Consider the following 18,643-nt stretch of genomic DNA (forward strand, 5'->3'; position numbering starts at 1 on the left):
AGCGAATTTTTATGGACCGCCCCGTCCGTACGGCGCTTTGTCTCATTCAGACCTTCCTGATCCAAGCTGCTTTTGGCTCTGAGAGTAGCGTCGTTGTTCGACATACCTTTTCGGGGGCATCTTAGCAGCGTCAACAGGCTGGTTGGTACCGGTCCATCGCAGTCATTTTTTATCCGGCGTCCAATGTTGTTCAAGCATCCTCGGATCTTGCTCCATCCGGTCTCCTCGGACTCTGCGCGGGACGGGCATCCCGAATATAACGGGCCTGCGCAGACTTGCGTCAGCTGCCCGATCAAGCTTGACAGCTCTGTGCTATTCGCCGCGGGGATCGCATATGCATAAGTGTGTACAAGATTGGGTGTGGAAGGAGACAAAAGATGGGAAAAGGAACGCGAAGCGTCATTTACCTCGGGCTGTCGCTCGGTATGCTGCTGTTTGCGGTGCCAAGGCTTGATCTTGCCGGAGGGTGGTCGCTGCCGGCCGTATTCGGCGTGGTATGGTGTGCGTTTGCGCTGCTGCTGGTCGCCGCGCATCTGCACGAGCTGCTGGGGGTAGAGGAGGAGACGAAGCGAGAGCTGCTCAAGGTGAAGCGGATGAAGCGCTGGCAGCTCGAACAGGCGGTGCGCGGACGCCGCAAGATGCTCCAGGTCAGAAAGTAATGGTCAAAAAGTAAGGCTGCCGGCCGCGCCAAAAAAGCCCGCCCGTCCTTCGAGATGAAAGGACGCGGCGGGCTTTTTAGTAAATATCAGAAGGTCTTGCGCATCGGCTCGTTTCTGTTATCCGATATTTGGACGGCATAGGCGTTTATCGGGTCCGGAGCCGCCGGAAAATGCCGGCGGGGACCCTCTGCTACAGGAGCAGGGAGATGGCGAGCAGGTCGAACAGCGCCAGAGGGAGAATCACATTGTTATAGTACGGATTGTAGGGAGGGTAGCCGTACGGTCCCGGAATGAATGCCCGGCTGTGTCCCGGCGGCAGCTGCAGATAGATGTGATAAGCGTCGATGTGGACGATAATCCCTTCGTGGTGCTGACCGTGGGTCGTGTGCACCCGTACGGGCTTGTGCAGGTGTTCCGTGCAGACGTTGAGGATGCGCTCGCGGTATTTGTTCAGCGTGTCGATGAACGATGAGTCGGCTTCATAGATGGCCTGGGGTTCCCGGGCATCTGTGGACATAGGGAAGACACCTCCTGGGTATGTAAAAGCTGTTACCATCCTATGCGGGTGGGGGAGCTTTCTTGTACTTTTTTTCCGGAGAGCCCGCAGCAGGCTCCCGACCCGGAGTCTTCCGGGCCTCTTCGGATTGAGGCGACAGGCGCTGTACAAGTCCATCATCTGGCCGGGGAGACCGGCCTTGTGACCAAGCCTGAGGCGGGAGGGAGTGACGTACGGTCACTGTAGGGTCTCCTGCGATGGGTTTGGAAGGTGAAACAGGATGCGGTCCGCTGGGGTTCGAAAGTGCCGTCCTGTTTTTTTTTAAGAGATGTGCTATAATGGAGTAATACAGAACTATTACAGTAAAGATGGAGTTGGTAAGACAGATGACGGGGCAAGAGGGGAACTGGCAGGAGGCCGCCACCAAGCATGAGCAGATCCTGAAGTATATCGAGAGTCTGAAGATCGGCAGCAAGATCTCGGTCCGCAAGATAGCGGAGAAGCTTGGGGTGAGCGAAGGGACGGCCTACCGGGCGATCAAGGAGGCCGATACGCTCGGCCTTGTGGCAACGAAGGAGAGGGTCGGTACCGTGCGGGTGGAAAAAAAGCTCCGCGACCACATGGACAGGCTGACCTTCGCGGAGGTCGTCAACATGGTGGACGGGGAGCTGCTCGGCGGACGCGGGGGTCTGGAGAAGACGCTTCACAAGTTTGTCATCGGCGCGATGCAGCAGGACGCCATGCTGCGGTACATCGACCCGGGCTCCCTGCTCATTGTCGGCAACCGGGCCAAAGCGCACATGTGCGCGCTGGAGCAGGGGGCGGGCGTTCTCATTACGGGCGGCTTCGGGACGAGCGAAGAGGTGAAGGAGCTGGCGGACCGGCTGGAGCTGCCGATCATTTCTTCCTCCTATGATACGTTTACCGTAGCATCCCTGATTAACCGCGCCATCTACGACAGGCTCATCAAGAAGAAGATCCTGCTGATCGAAGATATCGTTCCGAGTCCGATGCAGGTGTACGTGCTCAAAGCCCATCACACGCTCCGCGACTGGCAGCGACTGCATGAAGAGACCGGACACAGCCGGTTTCCCGTCGTGGATGAGTGGAACCGGGCGATCGGGATGATCACCTCCAAGGACCTGATCGGCGCCGAGCCGGGGCAGACGGTCGACAAATTCATGACCCGGAATCCGGTCACGGCCCAGCCGAGTACATCGGTTGCGGCGGCCGCCCACATGATGGTGTGGGAAGGGATCGAGCTGCTGCCGATCGTTGATGCGGGGCGCAAGGTGACGGCCGTCATCTCGCGCAAGGACGTGCTGAAGGCCATGCAGCATATCCAGCGCCAGCCGCAGCACGGCGAGACGTTCGAGGACCTGATCTGGTCCGGCTTCTCGGAGGAGCGGGACCGCTCGGGACAGATTCTGTTCCGCGGGACGATCACCCCGCAGATGACCAACCGGCTCGGCACCGTGTCCGAAGGGGTGCTGGCCGTACTGATGTCGCAGGCCGCGTACCACGCGGTCCAGGACGTCAAAAAGGGCGACCTCGTGCTCGACAACATGTCCTCGTACTTCGTGAGGCCCGTGCAGATCGACTCCCAGGTCGAGCTGCGCCCGCGCATCATCGAAGTCTCCCGCAAGTTCGGCAAAATCGACGTCGAGATGTACCACGCCGGCGTGCTCGTGGCCAAAGCCATGCTGACCGCCCAGGTCTTCGACCCGTCCTGAGGCCCGCCGGCCCGCACGGCCATTGCCGGGCGCCGATGGTCAGCTTAGGGGTGTCTGAGCTTGCTCATGGCTGCGGCCTATGGGCCTCACGGACCGGAGCCCGATGCTCCGCCCGGGGGCGTCCGAGCTTGCCAAGAGGCGCACAGAGGGATGCAGGCCGAGCCACGCCGGACAAGGTCCGTACCGCAACTTGAATGTGTGGCCTGCGGAACCCTGCATGTGATGAAAAACATCACAATCGGCGTACGATAGCCACCCGCGCTTGATTATCCGATGTTTTGCATCACATAAAGCGGCGTAGAAGGCCAAATAGCCGATTTGCGCCACTTATGTGATGCAGAACATCACAAAAAGCACGTATTTGCCTCCGGTGTCCGGTTATCCGATGGTTTTCATCATATAGGATAACGCGCTGTTTAACAGTTTGTTCTTCAGTTAGTGACGGGGAGCTGACCTTCACGTCTGTCTCCGAAGAGGCAAGCCAAAGAGCCCGTCCATTTGGACGGGCTCTTTGGCTTGCTATGGGCTTCGAAGCTAACGTTCGTTTTGGAGCGACCTTTGAACGAAGTTCAACGGAGCGTCAAAACGATTTGTTGAGCACTTGAACTTTCGAGCAAGGGAGGGCCAGCGAAGCCGGGGGCGGTCTGAATGAGTCTTTTTTTCTTTTACCCAGCGATGTGTTTCGTTTTTGAAAGCGACCTTTGAACGAAGTTCAACGGAGCGCAAAAATGAAATCACGAGCCACCGAAATCACGAGCTACGAGCGTTTACTAAAGTGAATATGATTCCGGATCCCGGCGAACAGATTGAACACGCCGAGCAGCAGACACACCGTACCGAAAATCCGCCGCATGACGGAGTCGTGCAGGAAGAACAGCTGGGAGATGGCCAGGATGACCAGCATGGTGCCCATGGCGATGTTCATCCGTGACGAATAGAGGCCCCGCAGGCGGTGGTCCGCAGCCCGGCGGTAGCGGAAGCTGTAATAAACGGAAAAGGCCAAAGCAATGACAACCAGGGTACTGAGGGCCACCTGGATATTCGCAAGCATCGGGTCAGCACATCCTTAAGGAGAGTGAAGTGGTCCCCTGCGGACAGGGGAGGTCTTTCTCCACTTTAGCGATTTCAGCTCGGGAAAGCAACAGGGTTATGGGGTCGGAAGCCGCTTCCATTCCTTGATCGTCACCCATACCTTGAGCTCGGTCTGTGTCAGCACGATCCACCGGACGCCGAGGACCATATAGTCGCGGTCGAGCACACCGAGGTACGGTTTTTCCTTGAGGATGCTCTCGTACACTTCGGGCATGGCGGCGAAGTCCGAGATTTTGCGCCCGATCACCACTTTCTTGAGATCGCTGTTGACCCGTTTGCGCAGCTCGCTTTCCGTCAGCGTGTCGAAGGGCGTGCCTTCTTCCGAAACGACAAAGACGTTCAGCCGGTTGATCGTGGTCTGCTGATTTTTGGTCTTTTTCAGATCGGCGATTTCCCCTTCGAGCTCATCCTTCTGGGCGTGCAGCTTCCGGTTCTCGACGATGACCATGTTGAGCCGCTGGTTATAGATGCTGAGAAACAGAGCGGCCCCGATGATCATGCCGGCCACCAGAAGACCGATCGCCCGCATGTAGGAACTGAAGAAGCCGGGAGGGGGAACCTTCACGGGGCGGCTCCGGTGCCGCAGATCCATTTGATCAGCGAGGTGCCCATATGCGCCCCCACGAAGGCGCACACGATATAGAGGATTTGCTGGATGGCCGGCGAGATGTGCCCGTCGTGAAAGTGGGTCTCGATCGCCCGGATCGGATCGATGGTGCCTCCGATGGCGGCGACCATCGCCCAGATCTTGATCTGCTCGGCTACGGTTTCCATCCGGTGGACCGGCGGATCCAGCGTAATGACGGCGCAGATACCGGCCAGCATCGTGCCGCCGAGCACCACCCCGAAGGCAACGAAGAAGTCCAGCAGGCATTTGGTCAAAAAGGAAGCCATGAAGCGTTTCCCCCTTTCTCCGGTTCAGGGCGCGGGGCCCTGTGTGTAAAAATCGGCGGAGGGCGGTGCCGGATGCGGACGGACAGGTACGCCGCTCGTCCCGCCCGGACACCGCCTGACGCCGGTTGTCCTTCGTCGGATGTAGAAATTATATGTGGCAATCCCTTGGACATGACTCGTAAATTGCGGAGGAGGGGATACATATGGCACACCTGTTCGCCTTGTGCTAGAATGGGCGTATACCATTTGACGAACGTGAGGAGGCGGCCCGGATGGGCGATTTTGTCCATTTGCATGTGCACAGCGAATACAGCCTGCTGGACGGCGCCGCAAGGATTGAGACCTTGGTGTCCCGTGCGGCGGACCTTGGCATGACTTCTTTGGCGCTGACGGACCATGGGGTCATGTACGGGGCGATTCCTTTCTACAAAGCGTGCAGGGAGCGGGGGATCAAGCCGATCATCGGCTGCGAGGTCTATTACACCTCCGGCTCCCTGAAGCAGAAGGGCACGCGGCAGGACCAGCCGATCTATCACCTGATCCTGCTGGCGAAGAACCTGCAGGGCTATCAGAATCTAATGAAGCTGGTGTCGGTGGCGCACCTTGAAGGCTATCATTACAAGCCGCGCATCGACCCGGAGCACTTGCGCAAGTACAGCGAGGGCCTGATCTGCACGAGCGCCTGTCTCGGCAGCGAGGTGTCGCAGCATCTGCTGCACGGCAGGTATGACGACGCCAAGGCGGCGGCGGAGCGGTACCGGGACATCTTCGGGGAGGACTTCTTCCTGGAAGTACAGGACCACGGCCTCACCGAGCAAAAGAAAGTCAACCAGGACCTGATCCGCCTCGGCCGCGAGACCGGCATCCCGCTCGTGGCTACGAACGATGTGCATTACGTCTACGAGCCCGATCATGCGATGCAGGATATCCTGATCTGCATCGGAACGGGCAAGACGGTCGAGGACGAGGACCGTCTGCGCATTCACTCCTCCCAGCTGTTCCTGAAGAGTGCGGAGGAGATGGGGAGGCTGTTCCCGCATATCCCCGAGGCGATCGAGAACACGCTGGTCATTGCCGACCGCTGCGGGCTCGAGCTCGAATTCGGCCGCTCGATACTGCCGCAGTTCGATCCGATTCCGGAAGGGCTGACGGCGGGCGATTACCTTACGCAGCTCTGCCGTACGGGCCTGCAGGAGCGGTATGCCCCGCTTTCCGAGTGGGGGGATGAGGCTTGGCGACGCAATGTGGAGGCCCGGCTGGACTACGAGCTCGGTGTCATCGAGCGGATGGGGTACTCGGATTATTTTCTGATCGTATGGGACTTTATCCGCTTCGCCCATGAGGAAGGCATCGTTACGGGCCCGGGACGGGGATCGTCTGCGGGCAGCCTTGTGGCCTACGTTCTCAAGATTACCGACGTCGACCCGATCCGCTACAACCTGCTCTTCGAGCGGTTCCTGAATCCGGAGCGGGTGTCCATGCCCGATATCGACATCGACTTCAGCGACCTGCGCCGCGACGAGGTCATCGACTATGTCGTGCGCAAGTACGGGCGGGACCGCGTCGCTCAGATCATCACGTTCGGTACGATGGCGGCGAAGGCGGCCGTACGGGACGTGGGCCGGGCGCTGAACCTGCCGTACAACGACGTGGACAAGGCGGCGAAGCTGATTCCCGGCCAGCTCGGCATGACGCTCGAGGCGGCGCTGCGCTCCTCGCCGGAGCTCAAGGCGCTGGCCGACCGCCAGCCGAAGACGGCGGAGCTGCTGGAGATGGCGATGAAGGTGGAGGGCATGCCGCGTCACGCCTCGACGCACGCCGCAGGCGTCATCATCTCGCGGGAGCCGTTGACGCAGTATGTGCCGCTGCAGGAAGGCACCGAGCAGACCGCGCTGACCCAGTATCCGATGGAGCATCTGGAGTCGATCGGGCTGCTCAAGATGGATTTTCTCGGGCTGCGCACCCTGTCCATCATCGAGCGCTCGCTGGAGTGGATCCGCGAGCGGACGGGCCGGACCATCGACTGGAAGGGCGTATCGATGGAAGACCCGCTGACCTACGAGATGCTCGGCCGGGGAGACACGACCGGCGTCTTCCAGCTCGAGTCGCCGGGGATGCGCCGGGTGCTCAGGGAGCTCCGGCCCAGCGGGTTTGAAGACATTATCTCGGTTCTTGCGCTGTACCGTCCGGGTCCGATGGAATTCATTCCGCAGTATATCCGCTGCAAGCACGGCCAGCAGGAGGTGGAGTACCCTCATCCTGTGCTGGAAGGGATTCTGAAGGATACGTACGGCATCATCGTCTACCAGGAGCAGATCATGCAGATCGCTTCCCTGATGGCGGGCTTCTCGCTTGGCGAAGCGGACCTGCTGCGCAGGGCCGTATCGAAAAAGAAGCGGGAGGTGCTCGACGAGGAGCGCGCCCACTTCGTGGAAGGCAGCCGGGGCCAGGGTTACACCGAGGCGGAAGCGAACCGGGTGTACGATATGATCGTACGCTTCGCGGACTACGGCTTCCCGCGGGCGCATGCAACGGCTTACGGGGTGCTCGCCTTCCAGACGGCGTACCTCAAGGCGCATTACCCGGTGGACTTTATGGCTTCCATGCTGGCGGCCGTGACGGGCAGCCACCACAAGGTCGCCGAATACTCGGACGACTGCCGCAAGATGGGCATCGCCGTGCTCGGCCCGGACGTCAACGAGAGCGGCGTGCTGTTCACGCCGGTGGGGGCGCACCGTACGGCGGACGGCGCTGCTTCCGGGAAGATGGAAGCACCCGCCGATCAGGAAGGCGTCCGTCAGGAATCCGCATCCGGTCATGGGGCGATCCGCTTCGGACTGGCCGCCATCAAGAATGTGGGCACGAACGCGATCGAATCGATCATTAAGGAGCGGCGGTCGGGCCCGTACCAGAGCCTGATCGACTTCTGCCGGCGGATCGACCTGCGCGTGTGCAACAAGCGCGTGCTGGAATCGCTGATTCAGGCGGGGGCACTCGATTCGCTGCCCGGTCACCGCTCCCAGCTGCTGGCGATGCTCGAAGACGCCGTCGATGCGGCCGTCAAGTGGCGCAAGGACCGCGATGATCTGCAGCTTGTCCTCGACGGTTTCGTGGAAGAGGTGTCCTGGGAGGTGGAATATCCCGCCGTGGCGCCTTATTCCATGACCCAGAAGCTCGAGCTGGAGCGGGAGCTGCTCGGTCTGTACATCTCCGGCAGCCCGCTGGATGACTATGAGGACGTGCTCCGCAGGATGGAGCCCGATTCGCTGGCCCAGCTTCCGCAGTACCCGGACGGAAGCGAGGTCAAGGTGGCTGGGCTTGTCATGAGCAGCAAGACGATCGTGACGAAAAAGGGCCAGCCGATGGCCTTCATGGAGCTGGAGGACCGGGTCGGCAAGTCCGAGGTCGTCCTCTTCCCCGAGGTGTGGAAGCGGGCGGCCCCGGTGGTGCAGAAGGGCCGTCCCGTGCTCGTGCTGGCGAAGCTGCAGCTCGGCGACGAGGACTTCAAGCTGCTCGCCGACCAGGTGGTGGCGCTGGACGACCCGCAGCTCGAGCAGAAGGCCGCGAAGCCGGCGGGCGGCGGCTATGCCCGCGGCGGCGCCGGCCGGAGCACGCCTGCGGCCGGGCGTCCGCCGCAGGCAGCTGCGGCTGCCGGACGCACGGCGGCGCCAGCCGGCGGCCCGCCGCAGGGGGCGCGCCCCGGCAGCTCCGGCGCAGCAGCCGCGCCCCAGCGCTCCGCCGCAGGCAGCTCCGGCGCAGCAGCCGCGCCCCAGCGCCCCGCCGCGGGCAGTTCCGGCGCAGCAGCCGCGCCCCAGCGCTCCGCCGCGGGCAGCTCCGGCGCAGCAGCCGCGCCCCAGCGCTCCGCCGCAGGCACGGCTCCGCGCCAAGCGCCTGCGGCCCCGGCGTCCGGCCGCACGCCTGCTGCGCAGCCTGCGCCCCGCCCGGCGGCTCCGGCCCGCGGCCAGGCCGGCCCGGGCGGCAGCGCCCCGGCTCCGCGCACAGCGGCGGTGCAGCGCGTGTACATGCGCATCTCGCCGAAGCACGAGGAGCCGGCGGTGCTCGCCGAGCTGAAGCGGCTGATCACGGAGCACGGCGGGCCTCTGCCGGTGGTGCTCTATTACGAGAGCTCCCAGAAGACGCTCGGGCTCAGCGACCAGTATCAGGTGAAGCCTTCACCGGAGCTGTTCCACCGCATCGAAGAGCTGCTCGGCAAAGACAGCGTGAGAGTGAAGTAGTGGAAAGCTGCCGTTCACCGCGGCGGGCGGCGTTTACACAAATTTTATATAACGGATGTCTTCCCGGCTGCACGGCAAGTTTGATTTTGTGTTAACCTGAAATAAACCCTGCCTTCCCGGCATACATTTAGTAACCCGTACCAAGAAACCGGCTTAAGGATAGCCGGAGATGGCGCTGCGCGTGTTGCGAATGGAACCCGGAGGAGGCGTTTTTTATGACCAAAGACCCCATTATCGAATGCTTGGAGAAGCGTGGCGTCACCATTGACAGCATTGCCGAGATCGTTCACCAGCTCCAGCTGCCCTACAATCCGGCCTTGTCCAAGCAGGCTTGTGTGGACAGCGTCCTGACGGTTCTCCAAAAACGCGAAGTGCAGTATGTGCTCTACACGGGAATCGCGCTCGACGAGCTGGCGGAGAAGAAGCTTCTGCCGCAGCCCCTGCAGGGGCTGATGGAGACGGACGCTTCCCTGTACGGAGTGGACGAGACGCTGGCTCTTGGCATTGTTCACGTCTACGGCATGATCGGACTCACTAGCTTCGGCTATCTGGATAAGAAAAAAATCGGGATTATTCGGGAGCTCAACGACCATTCGACAGGCATACACGTCTTCCTGGACGACCTGGTCGCGGGCCTGGCCGCGGCCGCCTCAGCGCGGATCGCGCACCGTCATCAGGACGAACTCGACGGTCAGGATGAAGGGGCCTGAGGGGCCGATCCTGCCGAAAAACCGCTGATTTTCAAGGAATAGGGTCCCCCGCCGCAAGACCCCCCTCGGTTGCGGGAAAAAGTGGAGTTATGATATCATTATTCCATTATGTTCGTGATCCAGGCAGTTTCCTGCGGCGGGGGAATCTTCCGCGGCTGGGTCACCTAGATAAACGCGCCTGACCTTGAGCTTGTTGGCGAATTTCGTTTATCCCGGGGGAGGGTCTTTTTTCATGTGGACGGTTATTTATATCGCTCCAACCGCCAAAATTGCTGACAAGATCAAGCAAAGACTAACGGAAGAGGGCTTTCTTGTACAAGTACGGGCAATCAACATGACAAAAAACCAGTTCGAGATCGTCGTTCCCGAAGGTGAATTGGAAGAAGTTCAAGAGGTTCTGAACTCTATTCTGCATAGATCTTAAGGATAAGCGGTGAGTCTAGGAAAGCAGAAGCAACCGCAAGCGAGGTGTAGTCGTGCAATTTAAAGACTTGTTTCAGAAGAAAAGAAAATACGCTACCGTTCCTTCAACGGACAGGCCTGCCCAAAGCCGGGTGATCGATGGAGCCATTGACATTCCCGAGGAGCGGCCGCGGCGTGAAATCCCCGAAGGCCTCATGAACAAATGCCCCAAGTGCGGGACGATTCAGTACAACAAGGAACTCGACAAAAACCTGAAAGTCTGCACGTCTTGCGACTACCATTACAAGCTGAACGCCGTGGAACGCATTCAGATGACCATGGACGAAGGGATGTTCGTCGAGTACAATGCCGACCTGGCCTCGGAAGACCCGCTCGGCTTCCCGGATTACGGCAAGAAGTATGCCAAGGCGGTCGAATCCACCGGCATGCAGGATGCGGTGATCACCGGGGAAGGCACCATCGGGGGCTACCCGGTTGTGGTGGCCGTGATGAGTTTTGACTTCATGGGCGGATCGCTTGGCTCTGTAGTCGGCGAGAAAGTGGCCATTGCCGTGGAGAAGGCCATCGAGAAGAAGTGCCCGATGATCATCTTCTCGACATCCGGCGGCGCGCGCATGCAGGAGAGCATTCTGAGCCTCATGCAGATGGCGAAGACCTCCGCAGCCCTGGCGAAGCTCAGCGAACAGGGCGGGCTCTATGTATCGGTCATCACCGACCCGACATTCGGCGGCGTATCCGCAAGCTTCGCGATGCTTGGGGATTACATCATTGCCGAGCCGGGAGCCGCATTCGGCTTCACGGGACGCCGGGTCATCGAGCAGACGATCAAGCAGAAGCTGCCGGACAACTTCCAGACGTCGGAGTTCAACCTCCAGCACGGGCAGGTGGACATGGTGTCCCACCGCAAAGAGCTGCGGAGCACGCTGTCCCGTCTTCTTGGCATGCACACCATAAAGGAGGAAATCGTTCATGGCAAGTGAAATGCCCTTTGAGCAGCCGCTTGTGGAGCTTCGGGCCAAAATCGAAGAGCTCCGCAAGTTCAGCAGCGATAAGCAAATCGATTTCTCCGACGAGATTGCCCGTCTCGAGCAGCGTCTGCAGCAGCTGGAATCGGAGCTGTATGCCGGCATGTCCACCAAGCACAAGATGCAGGTGGCCCGTCATCCTCAGCGCCCGACGACACTGGATTACATCCAGCATCTCTTTACCGATTTCATGGAACTCCACGGAGACCGCCTGTATGGGGACGACCTCGCCATCGTAGGCGGTATTGCCCGTTTTAACGGCATTCCGGTGACGGTTGTCGGCCATCAAAAAGGGAAAGATACTAAGGATAACATTGCCAGGCATTTCGGCTGCCCGCATCCGGAGGGCTTCCGTAAAGCGCTTCGTCTCATGAAGCAGGCGGACAAGTTCCGGCGCCCGATCATCACGTTCATCGATACCAAAGGAGCGTTCCCCGGCAATGCGGCGGAGGAGCGCGGGCAGGGCGAGGCCATCGCCCGCAATCTGATGGAGATGGCGGCGATGCGCGTGCCGATTCTGTGCGTCGTCATCGGGGAAGGCGGCAGCGGCGGTGCCCTGGCCCTTGGCGTGGGCAACCGGGTGTTCATGCTGGAGAATGCGATCTACTCCGTCATTTCGCCGGAGGGCGCGGCCTCCATTCTGTATAAAGATGCATCGAAATCCATGGAAGCGGCTGAAGCCATGAAAATTACGGCGGACGAAATCTTGAAGCTCGGCGTGATCGACGGGATCATTCCGGAGCCGAAGGGCGGAGCCCACAGAGATCCGGCTGCACAGGCGGAGTCCATCAAGGACGCGCTCTGGAACGCCCTGCAGGAGCTTATGGCCATGTCGGAGCAGGAGTTAATCGAAGACCGCTACAACAAATTCAGAAATATCGGCCGGTTCACAACCATTCAGGAGGGTAACCCTAATCATGCGTAAAACGAAAATCGTCTGTACGATCGGACCAGTCAGCGAATCGCTGGAGATGTTCAAGAAACTCATCAATGCCGGGATGAACGTCGCCCGTCTCAACTTTTCCCACGGGGACTTCGAAGAGCACGGCAACCGGATCAAGAATGTCCGCCAGGCCTGCCAGGAGCTCGGCAAGAGCGTAGCGATTCTCCTCGATACCAAAGGTCCGGAGATCCGTACGGGCAAGCTGAAGGATGATCAGAAGGTTGAGCTCGTACAGGACAACCTGATCACCCTGACGACCGAAGAAATCGTAGGTGACGCAGAGCGCGTTTACATTACATACAAGGATCTGTACAAGGATGTGCGTGTAGGCTCCACGATCCTGATCGACGACGGTCTGATCGGCCTGACCGTAGAAGACATCCGCGGAACGGACATCGTCTGCCGCATCAAGAACGGTGGTCTGCTCGGCGGCAAGAAGGGCGTAAACGTGCCAGGCGTGAAGATCAACCTGCCGGGGATTACGGAGAAGGATGCCAACGACATCATCTTCGGGATTCAGCAGGGCGTGGACTTCATCGCGGCTTCCTTCGTGCGTAAAGCCAGCGACGTTATCGAAATCCGTGAGATCCTCGAGCGCCACAACGCGAATCACATTCAGATCATCTCGAAGATCGAGAACCAGGAAGGCGTAGAGAACCTCGACGAGATTCTCGAAGTGTCCGACGGTCTGATGGTAGCGCGCGGCGACCTCGGCGTAGAGATCCCGGCGGAAGACGTGCCTATCGTGCAGAAGGCGATGATCAAGAAGTGTAACCAGGCAGGCAAGCCGGTCATCACGGCAACGATGATGCTCGACTCCATGCAGCGCAACCCGCGTCCGACCCGTGCGGAAGCGAGTGACGTGGCGAACGCGATCTTCGACGGCACCGATGCGGTGATGCTGTCCGGTGAGACGGCTGCAGGTAAGTATCCGGTGGAGTCCGTGCAGACGATGGCCCGCATCGCCGAGCGCGCTGAAGCGGCTCTCGAGCACCGCGAAATCTTCATCCGCCAGAGCAACGCCCAGCAGACAACCGTAACCGAAGCGATCTCCCAGGCTGTGGCGAACTCCGCTCTGGATCTGGACGCAAAGGCGATCCTCACGGCTACCGAGAGCGGCTATACGGCACGCATGGTGTCCAAGTACCGCCCGAAGGCGCCGATCATTGCCGTTACGCCGGATGAGAGAGTACTGCGCCGCCTGTCCCTGGTATGGGGCGTTGTGCCGATCAAGGGCGAAATGTGCACCTCCACCGACCAGCTGTTCGAGCATGCGGTGGATACAAGCCTCAAAGCAGGCCTTGTTTCCCTTGGCGATCTCGTGGTGATTACGGCCGGCGTGCCTGTAGGACGCTCCGGAACGACGAACCTCATCAAGGTTCACCAGATCGGCGAGATGATCGCGAAGGGCCAAGGGATCGGTACGCAGATCGCTACGGGCAAAGTAGTTACTGCGCGTTCGGCTGAAGAAGCGGTAGCGAAGACTTCGGAAGGCTGCATTCTCGTTACGGTGACGACGGACAAGGACTATATGCCTGCATTCGAGAAGGCCGCAGCGGTCATCACCGAAACCGGCGGCATTACGTCCCACGCGGCGGTCGTCGGTATCTCCCTGGGCAAGCCGGTCATTGTCGGTGTGGAGAAGGCGCTTGAGATTCTCAAAGACGATGCGGAAGTGACCCTGTATCCGGAAGTCGGCGTGATCTATTCCGGCCGCGCCCGCGTCCTGTAAGGTTCCATAGCCTCACCCATAAGCGAAACTGAATTTACGGTTTCGCTTTTCTTTTTTTATTGGGATGTATTGTAAAGATAGTGTAAATAAGGGACTGGAGTCTCAGCGGGTTTTGCGGAATCCCGGTTTCTTCTATTAAAATAAAGTAAAGGCTCGGAATTCTTCGGCCCCCGAGGGTAGCCTGATCTGTATTGGGGTAATAGAGGTCTGTGCGCTCCCGGAACCGGGGATGAAGACGGGAGAAGAAGAACCGTCCCGGCCGGATACGAAAGAAGGTAATGAAAGTGGAAAGGGATCAAGCGCAGGCTGCCCGCTGGTTTACCCATGAAGTGCGGGTGCGCTATGAAGAAACCGACCAGATGGGAGTGGTGTATCACGCCAACTACTTGACCTGGTTCGAGATCGGCCGTACCGAGATGATCCGTTCGCTCGGCATGCCGTATCAGACGCTGGAAGCCAGAGGGCTGTTGCTGCCGCTCACGGAGGCGGAGATGAAGTTCCGGCTGCCGGCCCGGTATGACGATTGGGTTACGATCCGCGTAAGGGTCAGCGAGTTTTCGAATCTGCGGCTGACGTTCGACTGCGAGATTCTGCGCGGGGAGGACCTGCTCGTGACCGGCCGGACGAAGCATGTGTGGCTGAACCGCGACTGGCGCCCGACCCGGATCGATAAGGAAGCGCCGGACCTGTACGCACTCATTAAGGCCTCATCCGAATGTTAAGATTTTTTTAAAAAAAAGACTTTTTTCTTTACATAAAATTTACAAAAACCGGGCGCTCCCTTAACATTGTCGAATTACGATGAAAAGAGTTGAAAAAAGGATAGAATACCGTGAAATACCATGGAGGTTTGGGTCACTATGAAGGAAACTGCCCCTCGCGAGGCGGCTGCCGCCAACCATTATTTGAACCGTGATTTGAGCTGGGTGGAATTCAACTGGCGCGTGCTCGAGGAAGCACAGGATCCTACGACGCCGCTGCTGGAGAGAGTCAAGTTTCTGTCTATCGTTTCATCGAATTTGGATGAGTTTATGAGTGTCCGTGTGGCCGGCATTGTAGATCAGATTAAAGCGGGCTATACCAAGAAGGATTTCACGGGCTATACTCCCGCAGGACTGTTCAAGCGCGTGATGAAGCGGGCGGCCAAGATGGTGGCCGAGCAGTACCGGACTTCCAGGGAGATTACACGGGCCCTTGCCCGGGAAGGCATCATCCTGACGAGCTATGATGAGCTCAATGCTACGCAGCGCAAAGCGATGGACGAGTATTATCATGAGATCGTATTCCCTGTCCTGACGCCGATGGCCGTCGACCAGGCGCGGCCGTTTCCGCTGGTACATACCCAATCCCTGTATCTTGCCGTCGTGCTGATGAAAGAGGGGGAAGATCCGGAGGTGGAGCCGTATTTCGCCATTCTCCAGGTACCGTCCAACCTGAACCGCTTCATCGAGGTGCCCTGCCGCACGAACAGCAAGAAGCACGAATACATCCTGCTCGAAACGCTCATCGAGCACCACATTCATACCCTGTTCAGCGGCTATACGCCGGTGTCGGTACATGGCTTCCGTCTGACGCGCAATGCGGACCTGACTTTGAATGAAGAAGGGGCCGAGGACCTGCTCGAGGAGATCGAGATTCAGCTCCGCCGGCGCCGCTGGGGGGCACCCGTACGGCTGGAGGTGCAGCGGGGCATCCATCCCTATGCACTGCAGCAGCTGATCGAGGAATTCGAGATCTCGGACAATATCTTCGAGATCGACGGGCCGATCGACCTGACATTCTTCATGAAGCTGTCGGGCTCCCTGCAGGGCTACGACCATCTGCGCTATCCGCCGATCAAGCCGGTGTATCCCGCCGAGCTTGAGAACGAGGACGATTTGTTCCTGAAACTGCGGCAGCAGGACGTGCTGGTCTACCACCCCTACGAATCCTTTGATGCCGTGACCGACTTCGTCACACAGGCGGCGCACGATCCGCACGTGCTTGCGATCAAGATGACCCTCTACCGGGTGAGCGGCAATTCCCCGCTGATCCAGGGCCTGGCCCAGGCGGCGGAATCGGGCAAACAGGTAACGGTTGTCGTGGAGCTCAAAGCGCGCTTCGACGAAGAGCGCAACATCGCGTGGGCGAGAAAGCTCGAGCAGTCGGGCTGCCATGTGGTGTACGGGCTTGTGGGGCTCAAGACGCACGCCAAAATCACCTTGGTGGTCCGCCAGGAGCCGGACGGTCTGCGCCGTTATGTTCACGTGGGCACAGGGAATTACAACGACAACACGGCGAAGCTGTATACGGATGTGGGGCTGTTCACTACGGATAAAATTATCGGTGAGGATGCTTCCGCGCTGTTCAATGAAGTGACGGGGTACTCCGCTCCGCACAACTGGAAGGCATTCGGTGTGGCACCGACGGATCTGATGGATAAGCTCATCGAGAAAATCCGCAGGGAAGCCCGCAATGCCAGTGAAGGCAAGCCGGCCCGGATTATCGCCAAGTTCAATTCCCTGTCGAACCAGCAGATGGTCGACGAGCTCTATGCGGCTTCTCAAGCGGGAGTCAAAATCGATCTGATTATCCGCGGTGTATGCTGCTTACGGCCCGGTGTGCCGGGGCTCAGCGAGAATATTACGGTGCGCAGTATCGTGGACCGGTTCCTGGAGCATTCGAGGATTTTCTATTTCGAGAATGGAGGCAGCGAGGAGATCTATCTGGCAAGTGCCGACTGGATGACGCGGAACCTCACCCGGAGGGTGGAGCTGATGTGTCCTGCGTTCAATAAGGGGATTCAGCAGTCGCTGACCCGGATTCTGCAGCTGAACCTGGACGATAACGTCAAGGCGCGCCAGCTGCAGTCCAACGGCATGTATGAGCGGATGACGCCGGCGGCGGGAGAGCCGCCGCTCCGCAGTCAGTTTGAGGCCATGCGGATCAGTTCGTGGAAAACGAAGGCTCGTGAATTTTGAGCTGCAGTCCCCAGATTTTCCTGAAATCCTTCTGGAGCGCTTCGACCTCTCTGTATTCCGCAGAGGGGTCATGCAGCGTCAGGAGACGAAGGTGCAATGAAGTGTTCTCGGAGAAGGCGGCGGTCACATCGATCGCCTGCGTCTCGCTCACATCAAGCGCCACGGCAAGCTGAAGCAGCGTGCCGAGCCGCGCGATCAGATCCACATCGGATTCCTTCAGAATATCTTTGAATGGCTGGACCGCCTGCTGGGCCGGTTTTTTGCTTTGTAGGAAGCGATCAGGGCACAGAGCAGCATCTCCCGGTGGCTGAGCCCGTCGATCCGGGTATGGGCGATCATATGGAACGAATGTTTCGGATACTGGTAGTACAGCAGGGAGGCGCCGATCCGGTAGAGCTTGGCCGCTATGTGCAGACACATCCGCAGTCTTGGCGAGTACCGGTGGGTACCTCCTTCCGCCAGGGCGTCATAGAGCTTCAACGCCGTGCGGCACACCCGCTGGATATGGGCGGCGGGGGCGGTGGAGTGCAGCGCGAGCAGGTTGTCCGAGCTCTGTTCCGCAATCGGCTTCTCACTGGATACCGCAGGGTAGAAGGCCTCAAAGAAGAGGCCGTCACGCAGGCCCGCGCCGCTGACGATATAATGCGAGCCTTTGACGGTCTGGAAGACGGTCTGAAGGATGATCATTCCCGGCACGATGATATCGAAGCGGTCCTTGGACAGCCCGTCGATCTTCTTGCGCTTCTCCGCCGGAAGTCCGGGCAGCCAGGCCGCCAGCTCATCCACATCCGCCGCGGGCAGATGGTAGTTGTGGGTCTGGGGCAGGGAGTAGCGGCGGCGGCGCTGGTTGATTTTGCAGAGCGTGCGGACTCCTCCGCCCAGCCCGACTAGAGGGAGCCCGGGACTGGAGGCGATCCACGGCTCCCGCGCGAGAGCTTCTTCAACCATCTCGCGGATGGCCTTCAGCGGCCCCTCACCGAATTCGCCGTCCGGCGCGAACTTCCGCGTCGTGTTGACGGCGCCGAACGGGAACGAGACGCTGTGTACAAGCTTCCGCTGCCGGAACAGGGAGATTTCGGTGCTTCCGCCGCCGATGTCGACAAGGAAGCCGTCCTCGATATCCATCGTCTGGATCATGCCGAGGAACCCGAGACGCGCTTCGTCCTGTCCGGACAGGATCTCGATATCCCAGCCGGTTTCGCGGGAGAGGGTCTCTTGAATCTGCTCCGTATTGGTGGCGTTGCGGACGGCCGCGGTGGCGGCCACCCGGCATTCGGTGACTTCATGGGAGCGGCAGATCCGTTTGAAATGCGAGAGCATCCGCACCAGATCCTGTATCTCTTCAGGAGGCAGGGCGCCGTCCGGACCGATTTTCTGGCTGAGGCGCGCCGATTCCTTGAACTCGCTGATGACCCGGTACGCTCCGCCGGAATCCAGTTCATAGATCGCCAGCCGGATGGAGTTCGAGCCGATGTCGATGATGCCGATTCTCTTGGAGTCCTTCATACTAAGCCTCCTGTAATGGGGTTGGGGGTAAAGATCCCCTTTATTTTAACACCGTTTAGAGTCCTGTCCAAACTTTCCCGAATAAATTGGGAGGGGAAATGAAATGCTTCTATTGGGAGCTTTTGCAAGAAGGTGCGGTGCAAGGAGGCGGAGGAGAAGAGGAGAGAGCAGGGTTTTCCAGTATGAACGCAAATGAACCATAATGGAAATGGAATCAGGGCAGGTGGGGGACGTG

The 18,643-nt window shown here is 59.4% G+C and carries 16 protein-coding genes; 10 read left to right on the forward strand and 6 right to left on the reverse strand.

What is annotated here, in order from left to right; genetic code table 11:
- Nucleotides 1–377 precede the first annotated feature (377 nt).
- Entirely contained in the window at nucleotides 378–659 is a 282-nt protein-coding gene (locus tag PM3016_RS08105; RefSeq protein ID WP_013914993.1) for a hypothetical protein, read from the forward strand.
- A 190-nt stretch (nucleotides 660–849) separates the two neighbouring features.
- Here PM3016_RS08105 and PM3016_RS08110 read toward each other — a convergent pair whose 3' ends face one another.
- Complete coding sequence (locus PM3016_RS08110) at nucleotides 850–1,176, reverse strand: hypothetical protein (protein ID WP_013914994.1); 327 nt, start codon at nucleotides 1,174–1,176, stop codon at nucleotides 850–852.
- 365 nt (nucleotides 1,177–1,541) lie between these two features.
- Between PM3016_RS08110 and PM3016_RS08115 the strand changes: the two genes are divergently transcribed.
- Nucleotides 1,542–2,888, forward strand: coding sequence for a DRTGG domain-containing protein (locus tag PM3016_RS08115; RefSeq protein WP_013914995.1), 1,347 nt, complete (start codon nucleotides 1,542–1,544; stop codon nucleotides 2,886–2,888).
- 757 nt (nucleotides 2,889–3,645) lie between these two features.
- On the opposite strand, the gene PM3016_RS08120 is transcribed toward PM3016_RS08115, so the two are convergent.
- The 3 genes from PM3016_RS08120 to PM3016_RS08130 form a co-directional block, all read right to left on the reverse strand.
- Nucleotides 3,646–3,939 (reverse strand): YtpI family protein, encoded by a 294-nt coding sequence (locus PM3016_RS08120; RefSeq protein ID WP_013914996.1) that lies wholly within the window; start codon nucleotides 3,937–3,939, stop codon nucleotides 3,646–3,648.
- 96 nt (nucleotides 3,940–4,035) lie between these two features.
- Nucleotides 4,036–4,545: a sporulation membrane protein YtrI gene (locus tag PM3016_RS08125; RefSeq protein WP_013914997.1), complete on the reverse strand. Its 510-nt coding sequence runs from the start codon at nucleotides 4,543–4,545 to the stop codon at nucleotides 4,036–4,038.
- The gene (locus tag PM3016_RS08130) at nucleotides 4,542–4,874 is read right to left on the reverse strand and encodes a YtrH family sporulation protein (RefSeq protein ID WP_013914998.1); all 333 of its coding nucleotides are present in this window, start codon (nucleotides 4,872–4,874) and stop codon (nucleotides 4,542–4,544) included. Before PM3016_RS08130 ends, PM3016_RS08125 begins: the two co-directional genes overlap by 4 nt.
- A 272-nt stretch (nucleotides 4,875–5,146) precedes the next feature.
- Here PM3016_RS08130 and PM3016_RS08135 point away from each other — a divergent pair, with 272 nt between their 5' ends.
- From PM3016_RS08135 to PM3016_RS08170, 8 genes are all read left to right on the forward strand, one after another.
- Nucleotides 5,147–9,109, forward strand: a complete 3,963-nt coding sequence (locus tag PM3016_RS08135; RefSeq protein ID WP_014369083.1) for a DNA polymerase III subunit alpha — start codon at nucleotides 5,147–5,149, stop codon at nucleotides 9,107–9,109.
- Between the two features lie 215 nt (nucleotides 9,110–9,324).
- Nucleotides 9,325–9,819, forward strand: a complete 495-nt coding sequence (locus tag PM3016_RS08140) for a phosphatidylglycerophosphatase A family protein (RefSeq protein ID WP_013915000.1) — start codon at nucleotides 9,325–9,327, stop codon at nucleotides 9,817–9,819.
- A gap of 232 nt (nucleotides 9,820–10,051) precedes the next feature.
- Entirely contained in the window at nucleotides 10,052–10,243 is a 192-nt protein-coding gene (locus PM3016_RS08145) for a hypothetical protein (RefSeq protein ID WP_013915001.1), read from the forward strand.
- 52 nt (nucleotides 10,244–10,295) lie between these two features.
- Nucleotides 10,296–11,222 carry an acetyl-CoA carboxylase, carboxyltransferase subunit beta gene (gene accD / locus PM3016_RS08150; RefSeq protein ID WP_013915002.1) on the forward strand — a complete coding sequence of 309 codons (927 nt, stop codon included), beginning with the start codon at nucleotides 10,296–10,298 and terminating at the stop codon, nucleotides 11,220–11,222.
- Entirely contained in the window at nucleotides 11,212–12,192 is a 981-nt protein-coding gene (locus tag PM3016_RS08155) for an acetyl-CoA carboxylase carboxyltransferase subunit alpha (protein ID WP_013915003.1), read from the forward strand. The genes accD and PM3016_RS08155 overlap by 11 nt, the downstream gene beginning before the upstream one ends.
- Complete coding sequence (gene pyk / locus PM3016_RS08160) at nucleotides 12,185–13,942, forward strand: pyruvate kinase (protein WP_014369084.1); 1,758 nt, start codon at nucleotides 12,185–12,187, stop codon at nucleotides 13,940–13,942. Before PM3016_RS08155 ends, pyk begins: the two co-directional genes overlap by 8 nt.
- Before the next feature lie 278 nt (nucleotides 13,943–14,220).
- Complete coding sequence (locus tag PM3016_RS08165) at nucleotides 14,221–14,664, forward strand: acyl-CoA thioesterase (RefSeq protein ID WP_041619064.1); 444 nt, start codon at nucleotides 14,221–14,223, stop codon at nucleotides 14,662–14,664.
- 138 nt (nucleotides 14,665–14,802) lie between these two features.
- Nucleotides 14,803–16,902: an RNA degradosome polyphosphate kinase gene (locus PM3016_RS08170; protein ID WP_013915006.1), complete on the forward strand. Its 2,100-nt coding sequence runs from the start codon at nucleotides 14,803–14,805 to the stop codon at nucleotides 16,900–16,902.
- On the opposite strand, the gene PM3016_RS39430 is transcribed toward PM3016_RS08170, so the two are convergent.
- Both PM3016_RS39430 and PM3016_RS08175 read right to left on the reverse strand, forming a co-directional pair.
- Nucleotides 16,868–17,107 (reverse strand): hypothetical protein, encoded by a 240-nt coding sequence (locus PM3016_RS39430; protein WP_238540467.1) that lies wholly within the window; start codon nucleotides 17,105–17,107, stop codon nucleotides 16,868–16,870. The two genes, PM3016_RS08170 and PM3016_RS39430, sit on opposite strands and share 35 nt — an antisense overlap.
- Before the next feature lie 11 nt (nucleotides 17,108–17,118).
- On the reverse strand, nucleotides 17,119–18,408 hold the full coding sequence (locus PM3016_RS08175; RefSeq protein WP_014369086.1) for a Ppx/GppA phosphatase family protein: 1,290 nt from the start codon (nucleotides 18,406–18,408) through the stop codon (nucleotides 17,119–17,121).
- Nucleotides 18,409–18,643 lie beyond the last annotated feature (235 nt).

Origin of the sequence: Paenibacillus mucilaginosus 3016 (assembly GCF_000250655.1) — a bacterium.
Taxonomy (GTDB): Bacteria; Bacillota; Bacilli; order Paenibacillales; family NBRC-103111; genus Paenibacillus_G; species Paenibacillus_G mucilaginosus.